At 58.3% G+C, this 23,264-nt stretch carries 18 protein-coding genes; 7 read left to right on the top strand and 11 right to left on the bottom strand.

Translation table 11 applies throughout. The features are described 5' to 3' along the window. Window positions 1–3: 3 nt before the first annotated feature. Entirely contained in the window at window positions 4–1,665 is a 1,662-nt protein-coding gene (gene secD, locus ACO07T_RS12515; RefSeq protein WP_209078263.1) for a protein translocase subunit SecD, read from the bottom strand. Window positions 1,666–1,707: 42 nt separating this feature from the next. After that, entirely contained in the window at window positions 1,708–1,992 is a 285-nt protein-coding gene (gene yajC, locus ACO07T_RS12510) for a preprotein translocase subunit YajC (protein WP_209060364.1), read from the bottom strand. Window positions 1,993–2,175: 183 nt separating this feature from the next. On the opposite strand from yajC, the gene ACO07T_RS12505 reads away from it, so the two are divergent. Together ACO07T_RS12505 and serS are read left to right on the top strand one after the other, a co-directional pair. Continuing rightward, a complete protein-coding gene (locus ACO07T_RS12505; protein ID WP_422049689.1) occupies window positions 2,176–3,435 on the top strand; it encodes a pentapeptide repeat-containing protein in 1,260 nt (419 codons plus the stop codon). A gap of 77 nt (window positions 3,436–3,512) precedes the next feature. Next, the gene (gene serS / locus ACO07T_RS12500) at window positions 3,513–4,805 is read left to right on the top strand and encodes a serine--tRNA ligase (protein WP_422049688.1); all 1,293 of its coding nucleotides are present in this window, start codon (window positions 3,513–3,515) and stop codon (window positions 4,803–4,805) included. A 140-nt stretch (window positions 4,806–4,945) separates the two neighbouring features. On the opposite strand, the gene ACO07T_RS12495 is transcribed toward serS, so the two are convergent. The 4 genes from ACO07T_RS12495 to ACO07T_RS12480 form a co-directional block, all read right to left on the bottom strand. Continuing rightward, window positions 4,946–5,929 carry a fatty acid desaturase gene (locus ACO07T_RS12495; protein WP_422049687.1) on the bottom strand — a complete coding sequence of 328 codons (984 nt, stop codon included), beginning with the start codon at window positions 5,927–5,929 and terminating at the stop codon, window positions 4,946–4,948. A 235-nt stretch (window positions 5,930–6,164) separates the two neighbouring features. Next, the gene (der, locus tag ACO07T_RS12490; RefSeq protein WP_209078259.1) at window positions 6,165–7,655 is read right to left on the bottom strand and encodes a ribosome biogenesis GTPase Der; all 1,491 of its coding nucleotides are present in this window, start codon (window positions 7,653–7,655) and stop codon (window positions 6,165–6,167) included. A gap of 48 nt (window positions 7,656–7,703) precedes the next feature. Continuing rightward, the gene (locus tag ACO07T_RS12485) at window positions 7,704–9,005 is read right to left on the bottom strand and encodes a PQQ-binding-like beta-propeller repeat protein (protein WP_422049686.1); all 1,302 of its coding nucleotides are present in this window, start codon (window positions 9,003–9,005) and stop codon (window positions 7,704–7,706) included. 41 nt (window positions 9,006–9,046) lie between these two features. After that, window positions 9,047–9,727 (bottom strand): hypothetical protein, encoded by a 681-nt coding sequence (locus ACO07T_RS12480; protein ID WP_422049685.1) that lies wholly within the window; start codon window positions 9,725–9,727, stop codon window positions 9,047–9,049. 225 nt (window positions 9,728–9,952) lie between these two features. On the opposite strand from ACO07T_RS12480, the gene ACO07T_RS12475 reads away from it, so the two are divergent. From ACO07T_RS12475 to ACO07T_RS12465, 3 genes are all read left to right on the top strand, one after another. Next, a complete protein-coding gene (locus ACO07T_RS12475; protein WP_422049684.1) occupies window positions 9,953–11,236 on the top strand; it encodes an efflux RND transporter periplasmic adaptor subunit in 1,284 nt (427 codons plus the stop codon). Continuing rightward, window positions 11,236–15,096 (top strand): efflux RND transporter permease subunit, encoded by a 3,861-nt coding sequence (locus tag ACO07T_RS12470; protein ID WP_422049683.1) that lies wholly within the window; start codon window positions 11,236–11,238, stop codon window positions 15,094–15,096. The genes ACO07T_RS12475 and ACO07T_RS12470 overlap by 1 nt, the downstream gene beginning before the upstream one ends. A gap of 158 nt (window positions 15,097–15,254) precedes the next feature. After that, window positions 15,255–15,545: a DUF1294 domain-containing protein gene (locus tag ACO07T_RS12465; protein ID WP_422049682.1), complete on the top strand. Its 291-nt coding sequence runs from the start codon at window positions 15,255–15,257 to the stop codon at window positions 15,543–15,545. Window positions 15,546–15,599: 54 nt separating this feature from the next. Here ACO07T_RS12465 and ACO07T_RS12460 read toward each other — a convergent pair whose 3' ends face one another. Further along, window positions 15,600–17,417: an ABCB family ABC transporter ATP-binding protein/permease gene (locus ACO07T_RS12460; protein WP_422049681.1), complete on the bottom strand. Its 1,818-nt coding sequence runs from the start codon at window positions 17,415–17,417 to the stop codon at window positions 15,600–15,602. Between the two features lie 84 nt (window positions 17,418–17,501). Beyond that, entirely contained in the window at window positions 17,502–19,259 is a 1,758-nt protein-coding gene (locus tag ACO07T_RS12455; protein WP_422049680.1) for a LysM peptidoglycan-binding domain-containing protein, read from the bottom strand. Window positions 19,260–19,358: 99 nt separating this feature from the next. Here ACO07T_RS12455 and ACO07T_RS12450 point away from each other — a divergent pair, with 99 nt between their 5' ends. Then, a complete protein-coding gene (locus ACO07T_RS12450; RefSeq protein ID WP_422049679.1) occupies window positions 19,359–19,910 on the top strand; it encodes a TIGR00730 family Rossman fold protein in 552 nt (183 codons plus the stop codon). 3 nt (window positions 19,911–19,913) lie between these two features. Here the strand turns inward: ACO07T_RS12450 and ACO07T_RS12445 are convergent, their stop codons facing one another. The 3 genes from ACO07T_RS12445 to ACO07T_RS12435 form a co-directional block, all read right to left on the bottom strand. Beyond that, window positions 19,914–20,675, bottom strand: a complete 762-nt coding sequence (locus ACO07T_RS12445; RefSeq protein ID WP_422049678.1) for a siderophore-interacting protein — start codon at window positions 20,673–20,675, stop codon at window positions 19,914–19,916. Window positions 20,676–20,895: 220 nt separating this feature from the next. Next, window positions 20,896–21,780 carry a hypothetical protein gene (locus tag ACO07T_RS12440; RefSeq protein ID WP_422049677.1) on the bottom strand — a complete coding sequence of 295 codons (885 nt, stop codon included), beginning with the start codon at window positions 21,778–21,780 and terminating at the stop codon, window positions 20,896–20,898. A gap of 101 nt (window positions 21,781–21,881) precedes the next feature. After that, window positions 21,882–22,481 (bottom strand): superoxide dismutase, encoded by a 600-nt coding sequence (locus tag ACO07T_RS12435; RefSeq protein WP_209060393.1) that lies wholly within the window; start codon window positions 22,479–22,481, stop codon window positions 21,882–21,884. A 244-nt stretch (window positions 22,482–22,725) separates the two neighbouring features. On the opposite strand from ACO07T_RS12435, the gene ACO07T_RS12430 reads away from it, so the two are divergent. After that, on the top strand, window positions 22,726–23,184 hold the full coding sequence (locus ACO07T_RS12430; protein WP_422049676.1) for a hypothetical protein: 459 nt from the start codon (window positions 22,726–22,728) through the stop codon (window positions 23,182–23,184). Window positions 23,185–23,264: the final 80 nt, after the last annotated feature.

Raw genomic sequence — 23,264 nt, 5'->3', positions numbered from 1 at the left:
GGCTTATACCTCGATTGTCTTGGGACGGCGGCGCTCAAACCACATCACGATCATCACACGCGTCACAAAGATCGCGGTGAAGACAGAGGTGAGAATGCCAAGCCCCAGCGTGATGGCAAAGCCGCGTACCGGGCCGGAGCCCACGGCAAAGAGGATCACAGCAGTGATGAATGTGGTGATGTTCGCGTCCAGAATGGCCGAAAGCGCCTTTTCATAGCCAAGCTCGATCGCGCGGGCCGGGCCTTTGGCCGATTTCAGCTCCTCGCGGATGCGCTCAAACACCAGCACGTTGGCGTCCACCGCCATACCGATGGTCAGCACGATCCCGGCAATGCCCGGCAGGGTCAGCGTGGCACCAATCAGGCTCAGCAGACCAAAGATCAGGCCGACGTTGATGATCAGCGCGATATTGGCAAACAGACCAAAGGTGCCGTAGCTCAAGAACATAAAGACCAGCACGGCGACAAAAGCGACGATACAGGCGATGCGGCCTGCCTCGATGCTGTCTTGGCCAAGCTCTGGGCCAATGGTGCGTTCTTCGAGGAATTCCAGACCAGCCGGCAGCGCGCCTGCGCGCAGCAGCACGGCGAGGTTGGTGCTTTCTTCCACAGTAAAGCGCCCGGTGATGATGCCGGAGCCGCCCGCGATATGGGCCTGAATGACCGGCGCGGAGATCACTTCGTTATCAAGCACAATGGCAAACGGGCTGCCGATGTTGTCCGCAGTGTAGTTGCCAAATTTACGTGCTCCGGTCGGGTTGAAGCGGAAAGAAACAGCGGGCCGGTTGTTCTGGTCAAAGCTTGGCTGTGCATCCACCAGCTCTTCGCCGGTCACAACAGGCGCGCTTTCCACGATGTAGTAAACGCCCTCTTCATCCAGCGATGGCAGCACCTCGTTGCCCACGCCCGCAGGGGCGTCCGGATCAGAGACACGGCCCACAACCGGGTTAAATGTCAGCTGTGCGGTGGTGCCAATGATGTCTTTCAGCTCTGAAGCGGAGCCAATGCCGGGCACCTGAATGAGGATACGATCCGCACCCTGACGCTGAATGGTCGGCTCACGTGTGCCCACTTCGTCAATCCGGCGGCGGATGATTTCCAGCGCCTGCTGCACGGTGCGCTCGTCTGTGGCGAGTTTTTCCGCATCAGAAAGGGTCACAACGATGGTGTCACCATCGGTGCGCACCACAATGTCAGAAGCCCCTGCCCCGGTGATCGATGTCACCGGACGAGACAGGCCACGCACCAGCGTAGCGGCTTCCTGAATGGCTTCAGGCTTGGAGATTTTTACACGCAGCTCGTCCACAGGCGAAGGCTGCAGACGGATGGTGCCGATGGTGGCCCGCTCGCCGCGCAACAGGTCGCGCACCTCAGGCCACATCGCTTTCATGCGGCTTTCATAAACGTCCTGAACCTTCACTTCCGCCAGAAGATGCGCACCTCCGCGCAAATCCAGACCAAGGTTCACCAGACGGCTTGGCATGAACGACGGCCACGCCGCGACCGCCTCCTCAAGCTCGTCATTTAGCTCGCCGAATTCCATAGCGGCGAGCGCGTCATTATGGGCCTCAACCTTCGGATAAAAGGCATTTGGCGTGGCCAAGAGCAGGCCCACCGCGCAGGTGAGCCAGATCAGGACCCGTTTCCAAAGGTCGATTTGCAGCATGTTTGCAGCCCTGTTGGTCGTGTCTTTTATAAGTGCGCGGGTTTATTCGGCTTTGGCCGCTTCGGTCTTCGCCAGCACCTGCGCGATGGTGGATTTCACCACACGGACTTTCACGTTTTCAGCCAGTTCGACTTCAACTTCATTGTCGTCCTTGACCTTGGACACTTTGCCGATCAGCCCGCCCTGGGTCACGATCTGATCCCCACGGCGCACCCCAGCCACCATGGCCTGATGCTCTTTAACTTTCTTCTGCTGCGGGCGGATGAGCAGAAAATACATGATCGCGAAGATCAGGATGAGCGGCAGAAACTGGCCGAGTTCTTGCATGTGTCTATGTCCTCTGAATTCAGGCGAGGCGTTGCCCCGCAAAGTCGCAGGGAACCTATGTGGGCTTGGCGGCACATGCAAGGCGAGATGATGGGAAATGCGGAATGCATCACTGCCGTTTGTCGGGTGGACGTGTGATTGGCGCAACTCTAGTGTGAAAATGCATTATAAGCAGAGGCAGGCATGACGACGATCATCTTACCCATCCCCCCAGAGGTGTTTTGGACCCTCACCCTTTTGGTCGGGATCGTGCTCCTGTCAGCGATGATCTACATGGCTTTGCCCAGGGACATCAGCGACGACGGCACAAAGACGCTTCAGCCTAAGTCCGCATTGGGTGCAGGAAACTGGCCGGATGCCATGTTTGCCATCGTAGCATTTTTCTGGACCGTATTGGCACTGTGCCTGTTTTCCGGGCTTGTTGCCACAATTGGCATGATCGGCCATCAACTGTTCTTTGCAGAGAATTTCGCAGCCAATCGCTTTCCCTTGATCCAACTGGCTGCTTTGACGGCAACCTTGGGTGCGGTCGTTGCGCTCCCCTTTACGGTACTGCGCCTGAAGCTTACGCAGGAACAGACTGAAACTGCCAAAGCAGCGCTGTTTAACGAAAAGATCACCGAAGCCGCGGCGGACTTACATGCGCAGCGGCAGGTAACAAAAGTGTTTGGCTGCAAACGCGAAACGCTTTGGGAAGACGACATTGTGCGCCGCAATGCCGCCATTGACCAGCTTGAAGGGTTGGTGCGCGAGGATCCGACAGAGGCCACAAGGGTCTCGCGGCTCTTAAGTGTTTATGTGCGTGAGCTCTCAAATCAACACCCCCCCCGAATGAAACCCAAAACAGAAGATTTGGCCATAATACAGGAGTGGCAAAAGGAACTGAGGGTACCTCGTTCGGATATCCAAAACGCGGTGCAAGTTCTTGGTCGCATAAAGAGTATTAAAGGTGCCTTTCTTAAGTCTGCGGACATCAATCTAAAGTATGCGAACCTACAGTCAATGGATCTGTCCGAGCTCGATTTTTCTGGCGCCGATCTGTTTGGAGCATACATGCAAGGCGCAATTTTGCATGATTGCCGACTTTGTGGTGCAGATTTGGTTTCCGCCGATATGGAATTTTCTAGCCTTTTGAGAACAGATTTAGACGGAACAAATCTCAGCAGGGCAGACTTAAGAGGGAGCTATATTACAAGCACCAAATTCACTGCGTCCACGGTTTTAGAAAACTCGGACTTTCGTGGAGCATCCGTCTCACTGACAGATCTGAGTTCAGTTAAGGAAATCAACAAGCACATTGAAACCATCTTTGGGATGGGTGTCAGGTTAGGTGACAGCGTCACTCCACCAGACCATTGGCCAAAGCAACTGGCACCTTACGCTGACTACGTCGAAAAATGGCGCGAATGGGCCGCTAAGAATGGCTTCCCCGTGTTGGACTAACACAACGCTTCCCCTCACGCTCCCTCTCCGGCATATAAGCCCCACTGTGAATCACATACAATCAAAGGACACATGAGATGCATGACATTAAAGCGATCCGCGAGAACCCGGCCGCTTTTGACGCCGCCCTGACCCGCCGTGGGGATGCGGCCATGTCCTCCTCCGTGCTGGCCCTTGATGAAGAGCGCCGCGCCAAGATTGCGGCTGCTGAGGCCGCGCAAGCCGCCCAGAAAGCCGCTGCCAAAGAGGTTGGTGCCGCCAAAGCCAAAGGGGACGAGGCCGAGTTTGAACGTCTGCGCGCGCTTGTGGGTGAGAAGAAATCCGAAGTCGCGGCGATGCAGAACGAAGCCAAGGAGCTTGACGCCAAGCTGACCGACACGCTGGCGCGCATTGCCAACCTGCCCGCCGATGACGTGCCTGAGGGGGCGGATGAGGATGACAACGTTGAGGTGAACCGCTGGGGCACCCCACGCGCGTTGAATTTTGAACCTGTCGAGCATTTTGACATCAAAGGCGTCGCCGCCGCGATGGATTTTGAAACCGCCGCGAAAATCTCCGGCGCGCGCTTTGTGATGCTCAAAGGCGCGGTGGCCCGCATTCACCGCGCGCTGGCACAGTTCATGATCGACACCCATGTGGATAAAAACGAGCTGACTGAGGTGAACTCACCGGTTCTGGTGCGTGACGAAGCCATGTACGGCACGGATAAATTGCCGAAATTTGGCGAAGACAGCTATCAGACCACCAATGGCTGGTGGCTGGTGCCAACCTCTGAAGTGCCGCTGACCTATTCGGTCGCCGGTGACATTCTGGAAGAAAGCGCCCTGCCGATCCGCATGACCGCACACACCCTGTGTTTCCGCTCGGAAGCGGGCAGCGCGGGCAAGGACACCTCCGGCATGCTGCGCCAGCACCAGTTTGAAAAGGTGGAGATGGTCTCCATCACTCATCCGGACAAAAGCGAAGACGAGCAAAAGCGCATGCTGCGCTGCGCCGAAGGTCTGCTGGAAAAACTCGGTGTGCCCTATCGCACCGTGGTGCTCTGCACCGGCGACATGGGCTTTGGCGCGCGCCGCACCTATGACATCGAGGCATGGATTCCGGGTCAGGACACCTACCGCGAGATCAGCTCTGTCTCCACCACCGGCGCCTTTCAGGCCCGCCGCATGAACGCCCGTTTCCGTCCCGCCGATGGCGGCAAGCCGGAATATGTGCACACACTCAACGGCTCCGGCCTTGCGGTCGGCCGCTGCCTGATCGCGGTTCTGGAAAACGGCCAGCAGGCTGACGGTTCTGTGGTGCTGCCAGAGGTGCTTGCCCCCTATCTGGGTGGCAAAACCGTTCTGACCGCAGAAGGCAAACTGGCCTAACACCGGACCAGATAGACAAAATTAAGCGCGGCCCCGACACTCCTCGGTGGCCGCGCTTTTTCTTCTCATTCGTCAAATATCCCGGGGTGAATTGCCCGTGAGGGCAAGAGGGGCTGGCCCCTCCCTCCCCTACATATGGCCTACTCCGCCGCCACCGCGCTTTGTGTCGCGCCTTTCTTCGGGAAGGGCACCAGACGCTCTGCCTCTTCATCCCAAAGTTTCAGTGAAAACGAGCGCAGCGCCTCCGGCCATTTGATCGTTGGCAATCCATATTCATCGCGGATCATCTGATGGCATTTGCGCAGATTGTAATGCGGGATACGCGCGTTGAAGTGGTGGATGTCGTGATAGGCGATATTGGCGGAGGCCAGATCCATCCACCAGCCAAGATCCAGCGCAGACGACCCCTGCAGCGCCGCCAAACGCGGGTCCAGGTCCGGACGCCGGTCCCAATAGGTGTCCTCAAAGTTATGCTGAAGGTAGACCATAAACACGCCCACCATGCCGCCAAAGAGCGCACTGAGGAACCAGATGAACAGCCCGTTCCATCCGGCCAGCGCAACAATCACGCCCATGTAGATAAGGATCACCAGATTGTGCAGCACCACAGAGCGCCACATGCTTGAGGCGCTTTTGGGCCAGCGGTAGCGGATGAAATAGGTGTAAAGACTGCCCAACGGGATCAACACAAAAGGATTGCGGTAAAGCCGATAGTAAAGCCGCTCCCAGAACCCAGCCACCTCCCACTCGCGCAGGGTCATCGTGTGGATTTCACCCGTGTCGCGGTGGTCCAGATTGCCCAGGTGCGAATGGTGCATATTGTGGTTGTGCCGCATCGCCGCATAGGGCGCGAAAGTTACCACAGACAGCGCCTCCCCGGCCCAATCATTGTGCTTGCGGCTTTTGAACAGCGAGGCATGGCCCGTGTCATGCTGCAACACATAAAGCCGCACTGCTGAAAGCCCGTTCACCACCATCAGCGGCACCAGAAAATACCATGTGCCCTGATTGGCAATGGCGAGATACAGGGTGGCAAAATAGAAAACAAAGGTGCCAAAGAAGCTGACCGCGCCGATACGGTCATCCTGAATTGTATACCCTTTCAAGCGCTCGCGAATGTCCATCGCAAACCCCTCTGTTCAAATAAATTTCCGCCTTGGCCTGAAAAATGGCCTGGGTTTGTATCAAATACGCGACCAATCAGAAATTGGCTCAACTTCACCAACTATAACGCGAAATTGACCTTCGGCAACGTGCGGGGTCGCCAAAAGCTGCTGATGTGGCAAGGCCTTGCCTGTCATTTCAGCAAAAAGGGCCGCCCAATGGACGACCCTCAAATCAGTTCTGCGATCTGCACCCTCAGTGCGGGGCGCCACGCCCTTTGATGTGTTTGCGCAGGCGCGAAGGCGTGGATTTTTTCTTGCCCTTATAGGGGTTCTTGTCGCCCTGTCCGCGCATGGTGAGGCGGATCGGCGTGCCGGGCATATCAAAAGTCTCCCGCAAACCATTGATAAGGTAACGAGAATAGCTCTCAGGGATCTTATCCGGGTGGGAGCACATCACCACAAAGCCCGGCGGACGGGTCTTGGCTTGGGTCATATAGCGCAGCTTGATGCGCTTGCCCTGCGGCGCGGGTGGCGGGTGCTGCTGCAGCATCTCCACGAGCCAGCGGTTGAGTGCGGCGGTCGGAATGCGGCGGTTCCACGTGTCATAGGCATCCAGAATGGCGTCATGCAGACGCTCCAGTCCACGGCCGGTTTTGGCCGAGACTGTGATCAGCGGCGCGCCCCGCAACTGCGGCAGCAGACGGTTGAACGCTTCTTTGAGGTCGCGCAGCTTTTCCTGCTTGTGCTCTTCCACGTCCCATTTGTTGACAGCAACGATCACCGCGCGACCCTCGCGCTCCGCAAGGTCGGCAATACGCAGATCCTGTTGCTCAAACGGAATGGCCGCATCCAGCAGAACCACCACAACCTCGGCAAATTTCACCGCGCGCAGACCGTCGCCCACAGAAAGCTTTTCCAACTTATCCTGCACCTTGGCCTTTTTGCGCATCCCCGCGGTGTCAAAGATCCGCATCGGGGTCTCGTCCCAGGTGGTACGCAGGCTGATGGCATCGCGGGTGATCCCGGCTTCCGGGCCGGTCAGCAGGCGGTCTTCGCCAATGATCTTGTTGATCAGCGTGGATTTACCGGCATTCGGACGGCCCACAACGGCGATCTGCAAAGGCCGGCGCTCGGTGAGCATCTGAGAGGGGCGCAGCGCATCAGGATCAATCTCTTCATCCGCTTCGTCTTCGTCGAGATCCACATCAGTCTCGACTTCGTCATCCAAAGCTTTGGCGCGTTTGGCAAATTCATCTGCCAGCGGCATGAGCTGGGTGTAAAGATCGTTGAGACCTTCACCATGTTCTGCCGACAGGCGGATCGGCTCACCAAGACCCAGGGAATAGGCTTCAAGCACACCGGCGTCCGCAGCTGCACCCTCGCCTTTGTTGGCAGCAAGGATCACGTGGGCGGCGCGTTTGCGCAGGATTTCGGCAAAGATCATATCGGTGGGGGTGACCCCTGCCCGCGCATCAATCATGAAGAGGCAGATATCAGCCATATCCACCGCGCGTTCCGTCAGGCGGCGCATGCGCCCTTCAAGACTGTCATCGGTGGCATCTTCCAGACCCGCCGTGTCAATCGCGGTAAACCGCAGATCGGCAAGTTTGGCATCGCCTTCACGCAAGTCGCGCGTCACCCCGGGCTGGTCATCCACCAGCGCGAGTTTTTTGCCGACAAGGCGATTGAACAGGGTGGATTTGCCCACGTTTGGGCGGCCCACAATGGCGAGCGTGAAACTCATGACAGATCTCCGGAACGTCTGAAGTCGCTCCGATATACCATTATTGCGTCAACGGAAAGCGTACAATTCACCTTTGCGATTCACCACATAGAGCACGCCACCCGCCACAATCGGGTTTGTGGCCGCGCCATGGGGCAGATCAACGGTGTTTGTCAGGGCGCCGTCCTGCGGATTGTAGAAACGGATCTTGTCGTCCGATGAGGCCACCACCAGCTGACCACCTGCAAGAATGGGGCCATAGTGGACATGCAACGTCGATTGCTTGCGCGGCTTGTCTTTCACAAACTGCGGCAATTGCACGCCCCAGATCCGGCTGCCATCCCGCGCATTGATGCGCAGCAGTACATTGCGCTCAGACACAAAGAACAGCGATCCCCCAGCCGGGAACACCGGGCTGAGCGCGCCATGATCGGCGGTCCAGTTACGCTGGCCGGTTTCCATGTCAAAGGCCGCCATACGGCCAGAATGGTTGGCCACATAGGCAGTGTTGCCGACCACCACAGGATCACTGGAAATATCGCCAACCGTGTTGACCGAGCGGCCCGGGCGCACATCTGACAGGCCTGCAGACCAACGCGACACTCCGCCGCGACGGAAAGCCGCCTGAATTTCACCGGAGCCATAAGGGAAGAGCACAAGACGATCTGTTACTGCTGGCGCGGCAGGGCTTTGCACGTTCTGCACATTGGGCAGCGACACGAGCTGCCAGGCCACGCGGCCTGTGTCGGTTTCCAGCGCCCAGCCGGTGGCGTCGCCGGAGACCACATAAACCAGCCCGTCATAAACGGTAGGTGTACCGCTGCCGACCGCCTGAAGCTTCTGCTCCCAAAGTACAGCACCGGTTGCAGGATCGAGCGCGGTCAATGCGCCAAACCCGGTGGTGACAAAAACTTTGCCATCGCCATAGGCCAAACCGCCGGTTGACGCCTGCCCGGTCTTGTCCTGCGGTGAGGTCAGATCACGGCTCCACAGGGTCTCGCCGGAAGTTGAGGTCGCGCTGATGGTCGCCTCGGCATCCACGGTGAAGATGCGCCCCTCCGCCACAACCGGATCAGCGGTGATGCGGGTCTTGCGCGACTCACCTTTGCCGATGGAGGCCGTCCAAGCCACGCTTGGACGCGCGGACAGCGCCGCATTGGCGGTGCGATACTTGGGCGAGCCAATGCGGTGGGTCCAGCTGGCGTTCTGCACCTGCGACGGCAGGTTGATCGCCGGGCTCTGGTTTTCAGGCACCTCTGGCTGTGCAACCAGATCTTCACGCGCACCAGGCAGAATGACTTCTGGTTCGGCGCAGGCTGTGAGTAGCGCTGCAGTGGCCACCGCTGCCAGCATCAAAGTCTTACGTGTCACTGAACAGGCCCCCACCCCGTTATCGTCCTTTTGCGGTCAGGTTACTGACCAACCACCAGTCCGTTGGTTTCAGCCGGTGTTCCGCCAAGAGCCACAATTAACTGAGCCGCGCGGTTGCGCAAGCCTGCTGTCACTGCGGCGTCCTGAATCAAATCCTGCAACTGGGTGATCGCACCTTCCGCGTCCCCTTCTTCCAAAGTCAGAAGCGCAAGCTGCTCACGCGCCAAAAGCGCCAATGGTGCGCCCGGTGTGGCAAGGCTCTCGAGTGCCAGACGACGCTCCGCTGCCGGTGTGTCTTTGCCCTCAGCCAGTACCGCCTTGAAGGCTGCAATCTGACGGTAGATTTCCGGCATATCCAACCCGCTGGTTGCGATGCCTTCCAATGTTTCAGACGCGTCTGTGCCTGCGCCAAGCTCAAGCTGATGTGCGGCCAGCAACATATCAGAGACCACCTGCGCATCAGGCGACTCAGTTTTCAGATCGGCCAGAGCATCCACCCGCGCTTCCGTATCGCTTGAGGACACCGCTTTGATGATTGCATCACCGGAATCCTGCGCCGCGTCGCGGGCGTTGCCTTTGCGTACTTCATTTGCAGCAGCCGCACCAACGATGGCAATCACCAGCAAAACCGCGATCCAGCCATAGCGGCGCATCAGGCCAAACAGGCGGTCCCGACGGACTTCTTCGGTGACTTCTTCGATGAAACTGTCGGTGTTGCTCACGCCTGCTCTCCTATTCGTTCGCTCTGTCTTATCGGTTTGTTTTCAAAGTGCCAAGAGCTGGGCGGAGCTTGCGCAAATCATCACTGAATTTTCATCAGGTTGACATTTTCTGAACTGATGAGTTCAAAATGGCGTACTACCGGTTGTTTCTATAAGCAGAAGCGCCAATATAACCTTCACTATTTCGTGCGCTCCGCGCTCCAATAAACCTACAGGGAACAGCAGATGCGACTTATTCCGTTCCTCACTGCGATTTTGGTCACCGGTTTTCTTTTCATGATCGTGGTCGAGCGCGAGCGTCTTTTGGCCTTTGCCAGCGGTGATGCCGCAGACACCGCCACAGATGTTCCAACAGATACCGAAGCCGCTGCAAGTTCGCCCGCGCAAGCCGCTGATAATACGGACGTTCCCGCTTCGACCGATGCTGAACCATCCGAGGATCTGATCCGCGTGGTGGTCCTGCAAAGTGTGGCGCGCGAGATCGACAGCGCCGTGATCCTCAGAGGACAGACCGAAGCGGACCGTGAGGTCGAAGTGCGTGCTGAAACCAGCGGGCTGGTGATCTCTGAACCGCTGCGGCGCGGCGAGCACGTCACTGCTGGCCAACAGCTCTGCCGCCTCGATGTGGGCACACGCGAGGCCGTACTGGCGGAAGCCCGCGCACGGCTGAGTGAGGCCAAGGCCCGAATCCCAAGCGCAGCGGCGGCGAAAATCGAAGCCGAGGCGCGGCTTGAAGAGGCCCTGATCAACGACAACGCGGCACGCAAGCTTTCTGAAGGCGGCTTTGCCTCTTCCACCCGCGTGGCCAGCGCGGCGGCAGGTGTGCGGGCTGCTGAGGCAGCAGTTCAATCCGCAACCTCCGGCCTTGAGTCGACCCAAGCAGGCATCGAATCGGCCATGGCTCTGGTCGCCGCTGCAGAGAAGGAAATCGAGCGCCTGACCATCAAGGCCCCGTTTGACGGTCTTCTGGAAAGCAAAACCGCCGAATTGGGTAGCCTGATGCAGCAGGGCAGCCTTTGCGGCACCGTCCTGCGTCTGGACCCGATCCGGATCGTCGGCTTTGTGCCAGAGACAGAAATTGCACGCGTCTACGAGGGCGCGCTGGCAGGCGCACGGCTGACCACCGGCCAAGAGGTCTCCGGTCAGGTGACTTTTGTGTCACGCTCCGCGGATGAAACCACCCGAACCTTCCGTGTGGAAATCTCCGTCCCCAACCCCGATCTCAGCATCCGCGACGGCCAGACCGCAGAGATTGCGATCTCCGCAGATGGCGCCGCAGCACACCTCCTCCCGCAATCCGCACTGACCCTGAACGACGAAGGCACGCTGGGCGTGCGGCTGGTGGATGAAGACGACAAGGTCTTCTTTGCCGCCACAGAAATCCTGCGCGACAGCACCTCGGGTGTCTGGCTTGGCGGCCTGCCGGAGATGGCGGATGTGATCGTCGTTGGCCAGGAATTTGTCACCACCGGCGTGCAGGTGACCCCAACAATCCGGGAGCTGAACTGATGACCGGCGCCATCACATGGGCCTCTGAACGGGCCCGAATGATCCTTGCCTTCATCGCGATTTCACTGGTGGTGGGGGCATTTTCTTATGCCAGCCTTCCCAAGGAAGGTGAGCCGGATATCGACATCCCGATCCTCTATGTCTCGGTGAGCTTTCCCGGGATTTCTGCCGAAGATGCCGAAAGCCTGCTGGTCAAACCGATGGAGACCGAGGCGGTTGATCTGGACGGTCTGGACCAGATGACCGGCATCGCGTCGGAAAACCACGCCTCGCTGCTGCTGGAATTCGAGTTTGGCTGGGACAAGAGCGCCACCATTGCCGATGTTCGCGATGCGATGAACACGGCGCAGGCCAACTTCCCGGATGGGGCGGAGCAATACACCATCACAGAGATCAACTTCTCTGAGTTCCCGATTGTGATTGTGAACCTCACCGGCGATGTGCCGGAACGCACAATGGCCCGCCTTGCCAAAGACTTGCAGGACGAATTTGAAGCGATTGACGCGGTACTGGAAGCGCCGATTGCGGGCAACCGTGATGAAATGGTTGAAGTGGTGATCGACCCGCTGCGCCTTGAATCCTACAACATCACCGCCGTTGAAGTGATCAATGTGGTGCGCAACAACAACCAGTTGATTGCCGCCGGTGAAGTGGAAACAGCGCAAGGCACCTTCTCTGTAAAGATCCCCTCCTCCTTTGACGGGGTGCAAGACATCTACGCCCTGCCCGTCAAAACCAACGGCGACCGCGTGATCACGCTTGGCGATCTGGCCGAGATCAACTTCACCTTTGAAGACCGTGCAGGCACCGCGCGTTTTGACGGTGAAAAGACCGTGGCTTTGCAGATTGTGAAGGGCAAAGGCTACAACATCATCGACACGGTAGAGCAGATCAAGGCGACCCTAGCTGAGGCGCAGGAAAGCTGGCCTGAGGAGCTCAAGGCCGCTGTCGAGGTGGGCACCTCCAACGATCAGAGCCGCACGGTCGGCTCCATGGTGCGCCAGCTGGAAGGCTCTGTGCTCACAGCTGTGGCGCTGGTGATGATTGTGATCCTCGCCGCCCTTGGCAGCCGCGCGGCGATGCTTGTTGGCTTTGCCATTCCGGCCTCCTTCCTGCTGTGTTTTGCCTTCCTCGCTCTGATGGGCGTGACGATTTCCAATATGGTGATGTTTGGTTTGATCCTTGCGGTGGGCATGTTGGTGGACGGCGCGATTGTGGTCGTGGAATACGCTGATAAGCGCATCAAAGAAGGCACCGGCCCGATGCATGCCTATGTGGAGGCCGCCCAGCGGATGTTTTGGCCGATCATCAGCTCCACGGCGACCACGCTCTGTGCCTTCCTTCCAATGCTGTTCTGGCCCGGCGTGCCCGGGGAATTCATGGGCATGCTGCCCGTGACCATGATCTTCGTGCTCTCCGCATCCCTGCTCGTGGCCCTGATCTATCTGCCGGTTGTGGGCGGGATCTCCGGCCGGATGAGCCGCATGTTCTCCCACGCCTCCGATGTTCTGCGCGCGCGCCTGCCTTGGGTTGTGCGCGCCGCTCTGGTGCCGGTGGCGCTCTTGGGCATGTTCTCCGGCGTGATGCAGATGCTGAACCCCGGCTATCTGATGCCCGCAGACAGCAGCGGCATGGCGCCCCTGCTCGTCGGTGGTGTGCTCTTTGTGGTATCAGCCTTTGCCGCCTCGATCACCCTGAGCGCCGCAGAGCTGCAATTCAAACGCCGCTCGGTGAAAAGCGGATATCGCCTGAATCCATTCGGCCACCTGATCCGCTTTATTGTCGGCAATCCGATCATGCCGATTGTCTCTATCATTGCGGTGATTTTCACCGTGGTCAGCGTGATCACCTACTTTGGTGAAAACAACAACGGCGTTGAGTTCTTTGTGGAAACCGAGCCGGAGCAGGCCTCCGCATTTGTACGTGCCCGTGGTAACCTCTCCCTTCCGGAGAAAGACGCGATGGTGCGCGCCGCGGAAGAGATCATCATGGCCCACCCGGCGGTGCGCAATGTCTTCTCCTTTGCAGGCGAAGGCGGGCTCGACACCGGCGGCCCGGGTGGCGGCGAAAACACCCCACCGGACACAATCGGTCAGGTGCAGTTTGAGATCATCGCCTGGGAAGAGCGCCCGACCGTGCGCGAAGAGTGGTTCTTTGGCCTTCTTGAACGCGAAGTCACCGCCCCTGCCTATGGCGGCAACCGGGTGCTTGACGAGCTGAATGCGGAATTGGCCACATTGCCCGGCTTCTTTGTGGAGACCAAACCAATCGAGCAAGGCCCCGGTTCCGGCAAACCGATCCACCTGCGCCTGCGCGGCGATGGCTGGGATGGGCTGAACGCCGCAGCGCTTGCCGCGCGCGACACCTTTGAAGCCACCCCGGGCCTGACGCTGGTGGAGGACACCCTGCCCCTGCCCGGCATCGACTGGCAGATCGACGTGGATGTGGAGAAAGCCGGCCGCTATGGCGCGGATGTGGCCACGGTGGGCGCGATGGTGCAGCTTGTCACCCGCGGCATCCTGCTTGACACCATGCGCGTGGACAGCAGCGATGAGGAAATCGAAATCCGCCTGCGTTTGCCTGAAAATGACCGCGTGCTCTCCACCCTGGACAGCATCAAGGTGCGCACCAACGAAGGCCTTGTCCCTCTCTCAAACTTCATCACCCGCACCCCCGTGCCAAAGCGCGCCTCGATCAGCCGTATTGATCAGGAACGCTTTTATGACGTGAAAGCGGATATTGAGACCGGCCTGATCAAGCTGGAAACCGAGGACGCCGACAGCTCTGTGGCACAGGCCTTGGTGCGCGAGCTGGCGGAAGGCGCGTCTGCCACCGGCGATGTGGTCACTGCCGCAACCGGCGAGCGCTATGAAATCCACACGCTTCTGGCCGCGCAAACCGTCAACGACGTGCAAGCGGCGCTGGATGCCGACGCGCGCAAAGTGCCGGTCACACCAACAGAGCGCATTGCAGAGCTGACCAAATGGCTGGAAACCTCCCCCTTTGACAGCTCCGTGAGCTGGGAATGGACCGGGGATCAGGAGGAGCAGGAAGAATCCGGCGCCTTCCTGACCAGTGCATTCTCCGCCGCCTTGGGTTTGATGTTCGTGATCCTGCTGGCGCAGTTCAACAGCTTCTACAACTCGGTGCTGGTGCTTCTCGCGGTGGTGCTGTCCACGGCAGGTGTGCTCGTGGGGATGCTAGTGATGGATCAAACCTTCTCCATCATCATGACCGGCACCGGCATCGTGGCGCTGGCGGGGATTGTGGTGAACAACAATATCGTTCTGATCGACACCTATCAGGAATACTCCCAATACATGCCCCGGATTGAGGCGATTGTGCGCACCGCGCAAAGCCGCATCCGTCCGGTTCTGCTGACCACCATCACCACCATGGCGGGCCTTGCGCCGATGATGTTTGGCCTGAGCCTTGATTTCATCAATGGCGGCTACTCGATCGACAGCCCGACCTCCCTGTGGTGGAAACAGCTGGCAACCGCGGTGGTCTTTGGCCTTGGCATCGCAACGGTGCTGACGCTGGTGTTCACCCCGTCCATGCTGGCCTTGCGGGTCTGGGCAGGCACCTACTTTGGCTGGATGATGCGGCTTCTGGCCCGCCTCTCCTTTGGCCGCGCCTCGCGCGCCGGTCAGGATTGGGCCCTACGCCGCGAAGCCCGCAAAGTGCGTCACCCGCTGATCATCTGGGATGAAGACGGCCTCACCGCAGAGGTCGAAGAAGTCCATGCAGACAAGATGGACCCTGCAGCGCTTGCACCTGAAGTAGAGGCCCCGCGCGTAGGCGAGAAGAAAGCCGCCAACGACGACCCTGACCCAAGCGGTGTGCAGGCGGCGGAGTAAGCCTCAGACCCCCTAAAAAAGAAAGCGCGCCCACGGGCGCGTTTTTTCTTTTTGCAGATCACAATCCCGCCTAAACCCACAGGTAGCCAAGCGCAAAATCGACACCCTCGAAATCAGAATTTAAATATTATTTTCAAAATATTATAAGCAAAACTTCAATGGGCGCCTCAAGCATTCTCATCGCCAGCGCAGCTTATCTCTGCCTGATCAATTTGGCCTGCATCGCGGCCTTCTACGTGGACAAACGACGCGCCCTATCAGGCGATTGGCGTGTGCCGGAAAGCCGCCTTTTGTGTCTGGCGCTGATCGGCGGCAGCCCCGGCGCAAAATGGGCGCAAAAGCGCTTTCATCACAAAACCCGCAAACAGCCTTTCTGCACCCGACTGAACAGGATTATTTGGCTTCAGTTGGTGTTGATCATTGGTGCGCTGCTCTATGTCGTCACCTAGGACCAGCTGATTTGAAACCACTGCCCGAGCGTAAAATCCCGGACAGCGCCCATCTTATGCCGCGTCTTCATCCGCCAGCTGACGGGCCCAAAGCTGCGCATAGCGGCCCTGTTTGTCCAGAAGTGCGGCGTGCGTGCCTTGCTCGATCACTTCGCCCTGCTCCAAGACAACAATACGATCGGCCTCCGCAATGGTAGAGAGACGGTGCGCAATGGTGATCACCGTGCGGCCTTCCCCGGCGCGCGCCAGAGCTTCCTTGATGCCTTGTTCGGTTTCCGTATCCAGCGCCGAAGTGGCTTCATCCAGAAGCAGGATGGGCGGGTTCTTCAGCAATGTGCGGGCAATGCCAACACGCTGCTTTTCGCCCCCGGAAAGTTTCAGCCCGCGCTCCCCAACAGCCGTGTCATAGCCTTCCGGCAGGGCCGCGATGAAATCATGGATCTGCGCAGCTTTGGCCGCTTCGATGATCTCGTCTTCCGTTGCGCCGTCCCGCCCGTAAGCGATGTTGTAGCGGATGGTGTCATTAAAAAGCACCGTGTCCTGCGGCACCACGCCAATGGCCTCATGCAGGCTTTCTTGGGTCACATCCCGCACATCCTGCCCATCAATGCGCAGCGCACCGCCCTGAACGTCATAGAACCGGAACAACAGCCGCCCGATGGTGGATTTTCCTGAACCAGAGGCGCCCACAATCGCAACTGTCTGTCCTCCCGGCACATCCAGGCTCACGCCTTGTAGGATCGCGCGGTCCTCCTCATAGCCAAAGGCCACATTCTCCAGCTGGATATGACCTTCAGCCACCTTAAGCGCTTGCGCATTTGGTTTATCGGCGATCTCGGCATTGTCGTTGAGCAGATCAAACATTTGCCCCATATCCAAAAGGCTCTGCCGGATTTCCCGGTAGACAAAGCCAAGGAAATTCAACGGTGCAATAACCTGCAGCATATAGGCGTTGACCATTACGAAATCGCCGACGGTGAACTGGCCATCCGCAACCCCCATCGCGGCCATAGCCATAACTGCCACCAGGCCGGCGTTGATGATGAACGCCTGCCCGAAGTTGATCGCGGCCAGAGAGTTTGTGGTTTTGATCGCCGCCGCCTCATAGCCTTCCATCGCTTCGTCATAGCGCAGGGCTTCGCGGCGTTCGGCCCCAAAGTATTTGACCGTCTCAAAATTCAGCAAACTGTCTATCGCGCGCTGGCTGGCCTCGTTGTCTCGGTCATTCATCACGCGGCGGATGCGCAGACGCCATTCGGTTACCGCAAACGTGAACCAGACATAGATCACCATGGTGCCCGCAACCACACAGAGGAAACGCCAGTCAAACAACGCTGCCAACACCGAGCAGATCATCACCAGTTCCAGAAACAAAGGACCGATGGAGAACAGCATGAACCGCAGCAGGAACGCCACGCCTTTGACGCCACGGTCCATAATGCGGCTGAGCGCACCGGTGCGGCGGGTCAGGTGATAGCGCAGGCTGAGCGCGTGGATGTGGCGAAATGTGGTCAGCGCCAGTCGGCGCAACGCCCGCTGGCTGACTTTCGCAAACAGCAGATCGCGGAGCTGATCAAACCCCACCGCCAACAGACGGTTGGTGCCATAGGCCACTGTCAGCCCCACAGCCCCAAGTGCAAAGATCGGCACACCCTCTCCCGCGAGGCTGTCCACGGCGTTTTTGTAAAGCACAGGGGTGAAAACCGCGACAACTTTGGCCGCCACAAGCGCCAGCATGGCCACCACCACCCGCACACGCAGTTCCGGAGCGCCCTTGGGCCAGATGTAAGGCAACACACTGCGGATGATGCGCAAGTTGGAGCGACGTTCTTTCTGCGCCATCTCGCGCGTGCTGGGTTCGTTCTCTGCCATGCTGCTTGCCTTGCTTGTGGGTGAGCCGGGCAAACTTAATCACTGGCAGCGGGACATGCCACCCCTGCAGCCTATCTCAGATACTTATTGTTCAGGAACCGCAAAGACTTGCCCCGGATAGATCAGGTCCGGGTTCTGAATCTTCTCTTTGTTGGCCTCAAAAACGCGCACATACATCAAGCCTTCGCCGTAGCGGTCCCGTGCAATCGCCCAAAGCGAGGAACCGGGCTGTACGGTGACTATCTGCACCGCGGGCTTGGCGGCCTCCGCCGATGGCGCGGCCTCAGATGTTGAGGCGGTTGTCACAACCGGGGCACTCTCCGCACTGGCAACAGGCGCATCTCCGCTTGCCTGCGCAACGTCCGGCGCTGCCGCTTCCGGCGCGGGTGACGGCGTCTCAAGTGCGGTGGTCACGTCTGGCGCGGCGCTTTCAGCTGTGTCTGGCGCGGTTTCGGTGGCCGCTGCCGTCTCTACAGTCTCAGCGGTCTCTGGCACTATCGCCACCTGCGCAGGCTCGGCCTGCTCCACAGACGCCACTGCCTGATCCGCGCTCTTTACTGGTTCAGCGGGCGCTGCAGCGGTGGTTTCCTCATTCGCTGGCGCAGCGTCGGCCACAGCCTGCTGATTGGCAGCAGTGGCATCAGCCTGCGCCCGCGCTTGGGCCACAGTCTCAGGCGTTTCGCGCTTAAACGGTGTCAGCACACGAGAGGTCACCTTGCCGCTCTTGTCCACCTCATCGGCGCGCATCTCATAAAGACCACCTGCCACATCGGCCAACTGGCTGCTCCACATGCCACTCGCGTCAACTGCCGCCTCGGCCGCAAGCGCGTTGTTCAGATAGAGCCGCACAAACAGCCCCGCCGCGCCGCGCCCGGAAACCATCACCGCGCCCGTGTCTGTGTAGCTGATCGAGTCAATGGAGACCGCCGCGAGCACTTCCTCAGATGTGTCCGCCGGCGCTGCGGGCTGCAGCACGCGCACCCCTTGGGAATCTGAGACGATCACCGCCGGTGCTTTGGGCGCAGAGGCGGCAGGTGCCGCCTGCTCTGCCGTCTCAACGGTTTCAGCCGTCGCGGTAGCAGCCACGGTCACGTCGGCTTCAGTCTGGGCGTTCTCGCCCTCAGCCAGCTCGGTCTCAGCGGTTGGTGTTTCAGACCCTTCTGCAGCTGCAACATCGGTGGCAGGCGCGGCTTCCTCTGCTGCGGTCGGAACGGGTGCCGCAACCGCCAGAACGGGGGCCACAATCACCGTCGCGTCAGAAGGCACATCGCCCGCGTCGCGCCGCTCGACCAAAGACAAAACGCGCGGCGCATCACTTGGCGCAATCGACAATATGGCCGCAAATTGCCCGGTGCTGTCAGCAGGAGAGGTCGCGATTTCAACCCCGTCCAGAAGAATGGCCAAAACCGCATTGGGCGCAGCCGCCCCGGCGACCACGGTGTTGCCCTCCGCATCCACCCGCACAAGATCAAATGTCGGCGCCTCTGCGACAGGTGCGGCAGCCGTTGGCGCAGTGTCGTTTGTCGGGGCTTCTGCCGCTTCGGCTTTCGGTTCAGCGGCGATCACGGTCTGTTCAACAGACTTCGGCGCGGTGTCGCTCTCAGCAACAGTTTGCCCATCCGAAAGCGCAGGGTCTGCGGCTGTGTCCGCTGGCTCCGCCGCTTCAGACGTGTTTGTTGGAGGTGCAGGCGCCGCTTCGGTGGCAACCACTGGGGTCTCTTCCGGCGCACTGCCATCCAGCACACCGGTCGCGACCAGCGCATAGACGGACACGCCCATCGCCACCACAACTCCGGCCACCCAGACAATATTTCCGCTGAGCCCTGATGCTTTCTCAGTCATCGCCGACAAACCCCCAAATTCTGTCGCCATCTTGGTTGAGAGACCTTAGCAACCGCTTTATTTGTGGTCAAAACAGCATTGATCATATTGGAGAATTTCATGACAACGCGCTCGATCTGTGTCTTTTGCGGCTCACGTTCCGGCGGGGATGCGGCCTATCAGACAGCCGCCGAACAGTTTGGCGCAAGCTTTGCCGAAAACAACTGGCGATTGGTCTATGGCGCGGGGGATGTGGGCTTGATGGGAGCCGTGGCAAACGCCGCGCAGGCATCCGGTGCAGAGACTTTCGGCGTGATCCCGACACACCTTCTGGAATGGGAGGTGGGAAAGACCGACCTCACCAATTTCATCGTAACCGAAAACATGCATGAGCGCAAAAAAGTCATGTTTATGAATTGTGATGCGATCGTGGTTTTGCCGGGTGGCGCGGGCTCGCTTGATGAGTTCTTTGAGGTGCTCACCTGGCGGCAGCTCAAACTGCACGCCAAGCCCATCGTGCTGCTCAACATCAACGGTTTCTGGGATCCGCTGATCGGTCTTGTGGATCATGTGATCGCGCAAGGCTTTGCCGATGCCTCCCTGCGCAACTTTGTGCAGGTTGCCAGCGATGTGACGGAGCTTCAGGCGATGCTCGACACCGCTCTTGCATAAGCCTCAGGCGGCGGCTTTGCTGTCGGCCTGTTTGTCGATCTTGTGCTGGTCCTCGGTGCGCCCTGCCCGCCAGTAGCTCGACAGATAAATCTGATCGCGGTCCACGCCGCGGTCAGTGCGGTAATAACTGCGCAGAGCGCGCATGCTGTCAAACTCACAGGCCGTCCAAACGCTCACCCGCCCCTCTCCCCAAGGGAGAGCCTTGATGGCCTCTACAAGGCGGCCTTTGGTCTGATCCGGCGTCGGGTTCACAATCCACTGCACCGCCATTCCAGCGGGCAGTGAGAGCGGCTGTTTGTCAGCCTCAGAGGTGATCTCCACCACGACATATCCGGTGGCGCTCTCCGGCAGACGATCCAGATTGCACATCAGCGCAGGAATGCCCGTCATATCCGCCGCGAGCAGATGCCAATCGGCCTCCGGATCGTTCATCCGAATGCTGCCCGGCCCGGCGATCATAATCTGATCTCCCGGCTGCGCCCCCTGCGCCCACTCTGTCGCCACCCCCCCGGCGTCGCCATGGAGCGCAAAATCCACGGATAAGATGCCTTGCGCCGCATCAAAAGCCCGAATGGAATAGGTGCGCATCACCGGCCGCTCAGGCGTGCTATGAGGTGCCTCAGGGAAGAGCAGCTTGATATAACCGCCCTCCCGCCCTTCAGGGAAACCCGCCAGATCTGCACCGCCCAATGTCACGCGCAGCATATTTGGTGTGATTTGCTCAGTGCGGAGCACTTCAAGTTTTCTGGGCGGTGGTTTTGGCATGTTGGTCCCCTGATCTGACATCTCCACAACCCCGCAGATTTAATAATCCGATTATTTTTATCAAGAAATAAATTTGCCCCAAATACAGATTGCTTGCCTGCATTTACATGGGACGGGTCGCCACCTCACGCGGATATCTCAACCACCGTGATTTCAGGCACCACGCCAAATCGCACCGGCATAATCGAACGGTAAAATCGAAATTCCATAGAAATACCTACTATGGGCACAAGGCAATCGAACCAGATTTCCCGAAGTCACCTAAGACAGCACGGCATTTAGCTTTAATGTATGAATCCGCAGCATCTCTGCCGGGATCCCAGTACTCAAAAGATTCAGAAATGTTCTCCTCGATTGCCTTGGCACTTAGTTCCAACAGTGCCTTCAACCTCTTTTCTTCAGATCTATCGCGCACCCTTAGAGGGTCTCCACTATGTGTATTTGCGTAAAGCGCATGAAACTCATTTATTAAATCATCACATTTGCCTGTCGTTCTGCGAGCAGCGCAAGTAACTGCAACGCTTCGGACGAAGATATGCGTCATATCTCTGAAAGCGCCAAATGCGTTGCGTACAGCAGGTAGATTCGAACGAAGGTCAAACAACCACCTCGCAATTGTTGTGGCGGAAGATGCATCTAGCTTATCTAGTTCGAGGCGCGCGCCCAGATTGCGAGCGGCACGCGCAACCAAATCAGCAAGCTCTCGCTGCATCTGAACCGAAAGTGTCTCGAACGCCAAACTAGACTCTTTTACATTCGAAACTGTCACATCATTGCAAAACGAACCACTTCCCCCAGGTGGTATGCGATCAAACCCGCAAACTTTTAGCGCGTCCTCTAGTGTTTCAAGTGAAGCAAAGGCTCGACCTACGTCTCGCGCAGTATCTTCAGCGCTTTCCCCACTATAGGCGGAACTCATTGCGACTACGGAAAAAAACGAGAAAGCGGTTCGATACCTATCCACATGCTGTTGAAAAGTTACCGCCTTTAGACGTTGATCGGCGACTGATGCAGGATATCCGCCAACTGTGTATGCCTCATGCTTAACAATTTCACAGCCTGAAAAAGAAAAAACGAAACCCAAAACCATCGCTAAACGGAACATAAAAACCTCCTAAAAATGGAGGCACAATAACACAACTGAGACGTTTAATTAAGTAAGTCGTCTCCCGGCACGCGAACGCACCGAGAGACCTGAACCTCAAATCACATCCGGGATGCGACGTTTTCCCAGTTCACCAGGTTGTTCAGGAAGTTGTCCAGATACGCCGGGCGCTTGTTGCGGTAGTCGATGTAGTAGGAGTGCTCCCACACGTCACAGCCCAGCAGAGCGGTCTGGTTGAAGCAGAGCGGGTTCACGCCGTTTTCGGTCTTGGTCACTGCCAGAGAGCCGTCTGCGTTTTTCACGAGCCACGCCCAGCCGGAGCCGAACTGGCCAGCGCCAGCTGCGGCGAATTGGGATTTGAACTCTTCAACGGAACCAAAGCTCTCAACCAGTGCTTTTTCCAGCTCGCCCGGCATTGCGGATGCGCCAGGGCCCATCATTTCCCAGAACTGGTTGTGGTTCCACAGCTGGGAGATGTTGTTGAAGATGCCGTTCTGCGCAACTGCGTTTGCGTCATAGGTGCCAACGATGATCTCTTCCATCGTTTTGCCGTCCCACTCGGTGCCCGCGATCAGCTTGTTGCCGTTGTCGACATAAGCCTTGTGGTGCAGGTCATGGTGGAATTCCAGCGTCTCAGCAGACATGCCTTTGTCGGCCAGAGCGTCGTGAGCGTAAGGAAGATCGGGGAGTTCGAAAGCCATTGCAGCATCCTCTTCTGTTGCGCGAATTTTATGTGATGACAGATGGGGCTGAATGGCAGGTAAGGTCAAGGGCAAAGCGGAAAACTTCCTGATTTGCCGCGCCGGTTTTGGGCTATGGACAGGCGTACCAAAGCGCAGAGCGGCACAGATCGGGCGCTTTCCCTAAAGTTTACGCCATCTGGCCTGTTGGATGGGTCTCCTTAGGCGTGTATATAAAATCCGACTCTTATAGTAGGAATACTGAATGCCAACCTTTTTCCTGCGCCGCACGGCTGCGGCCGCGCTCTTCATCTTTGGTGCGGCGCCGGTCTTGGCGACACAGCTGCCAACGGCATCCATGCTGATCAACTGCCAAATGAAACCCGGCAACAAAGGCGGGGATTGGATTGCGCCCGCCTATGCTTTCACCATGCACCGAAATGGCAATGTGTTTGTGGTGGATGGCGTGGGCATGCGGTTCGCAGGCCGTGCAACACCTGTTGAGGTGACCCGCAAAAAGAAGAAAGCCAAATTGAGGTGGACTCTGCCTATTGAGCTGGAAGTGAACCCAAATGGCGCGGTTATGACCGATAGGATGGTGCGTTTGCACTATGTTGCCTCGCTCAACACCCAAACCGGCAAAATCACCATTCGCGCGGGCACGCTGCGGGGCAGCGAGACCACCTATCGCGGCGGCGGCGTTTGCGATTTTCACAAGGCCTGAAACGAAAAAGCACCGGGCGATCTATTTCAATCGCGCCGGTGCTCTCTTTTCTCAGGTCGACCACCACACGCGCAAGCTGT

Origin of the sequence: Shimia sp., assembly GCF_965227725.1 — a bacterium.
In the GTDB taxonomy this organism is placed as follows: domain Bacteria; phylum Pseudomonadota; class Alphaproteobacteria; order Rhodobacterales; family Rhodobacteraceae; genus Shimia.
Note: the sequence above shows the minus strand (reverse complement) of the source record. Positions and strands in the feature narration are given on the sequence as shown.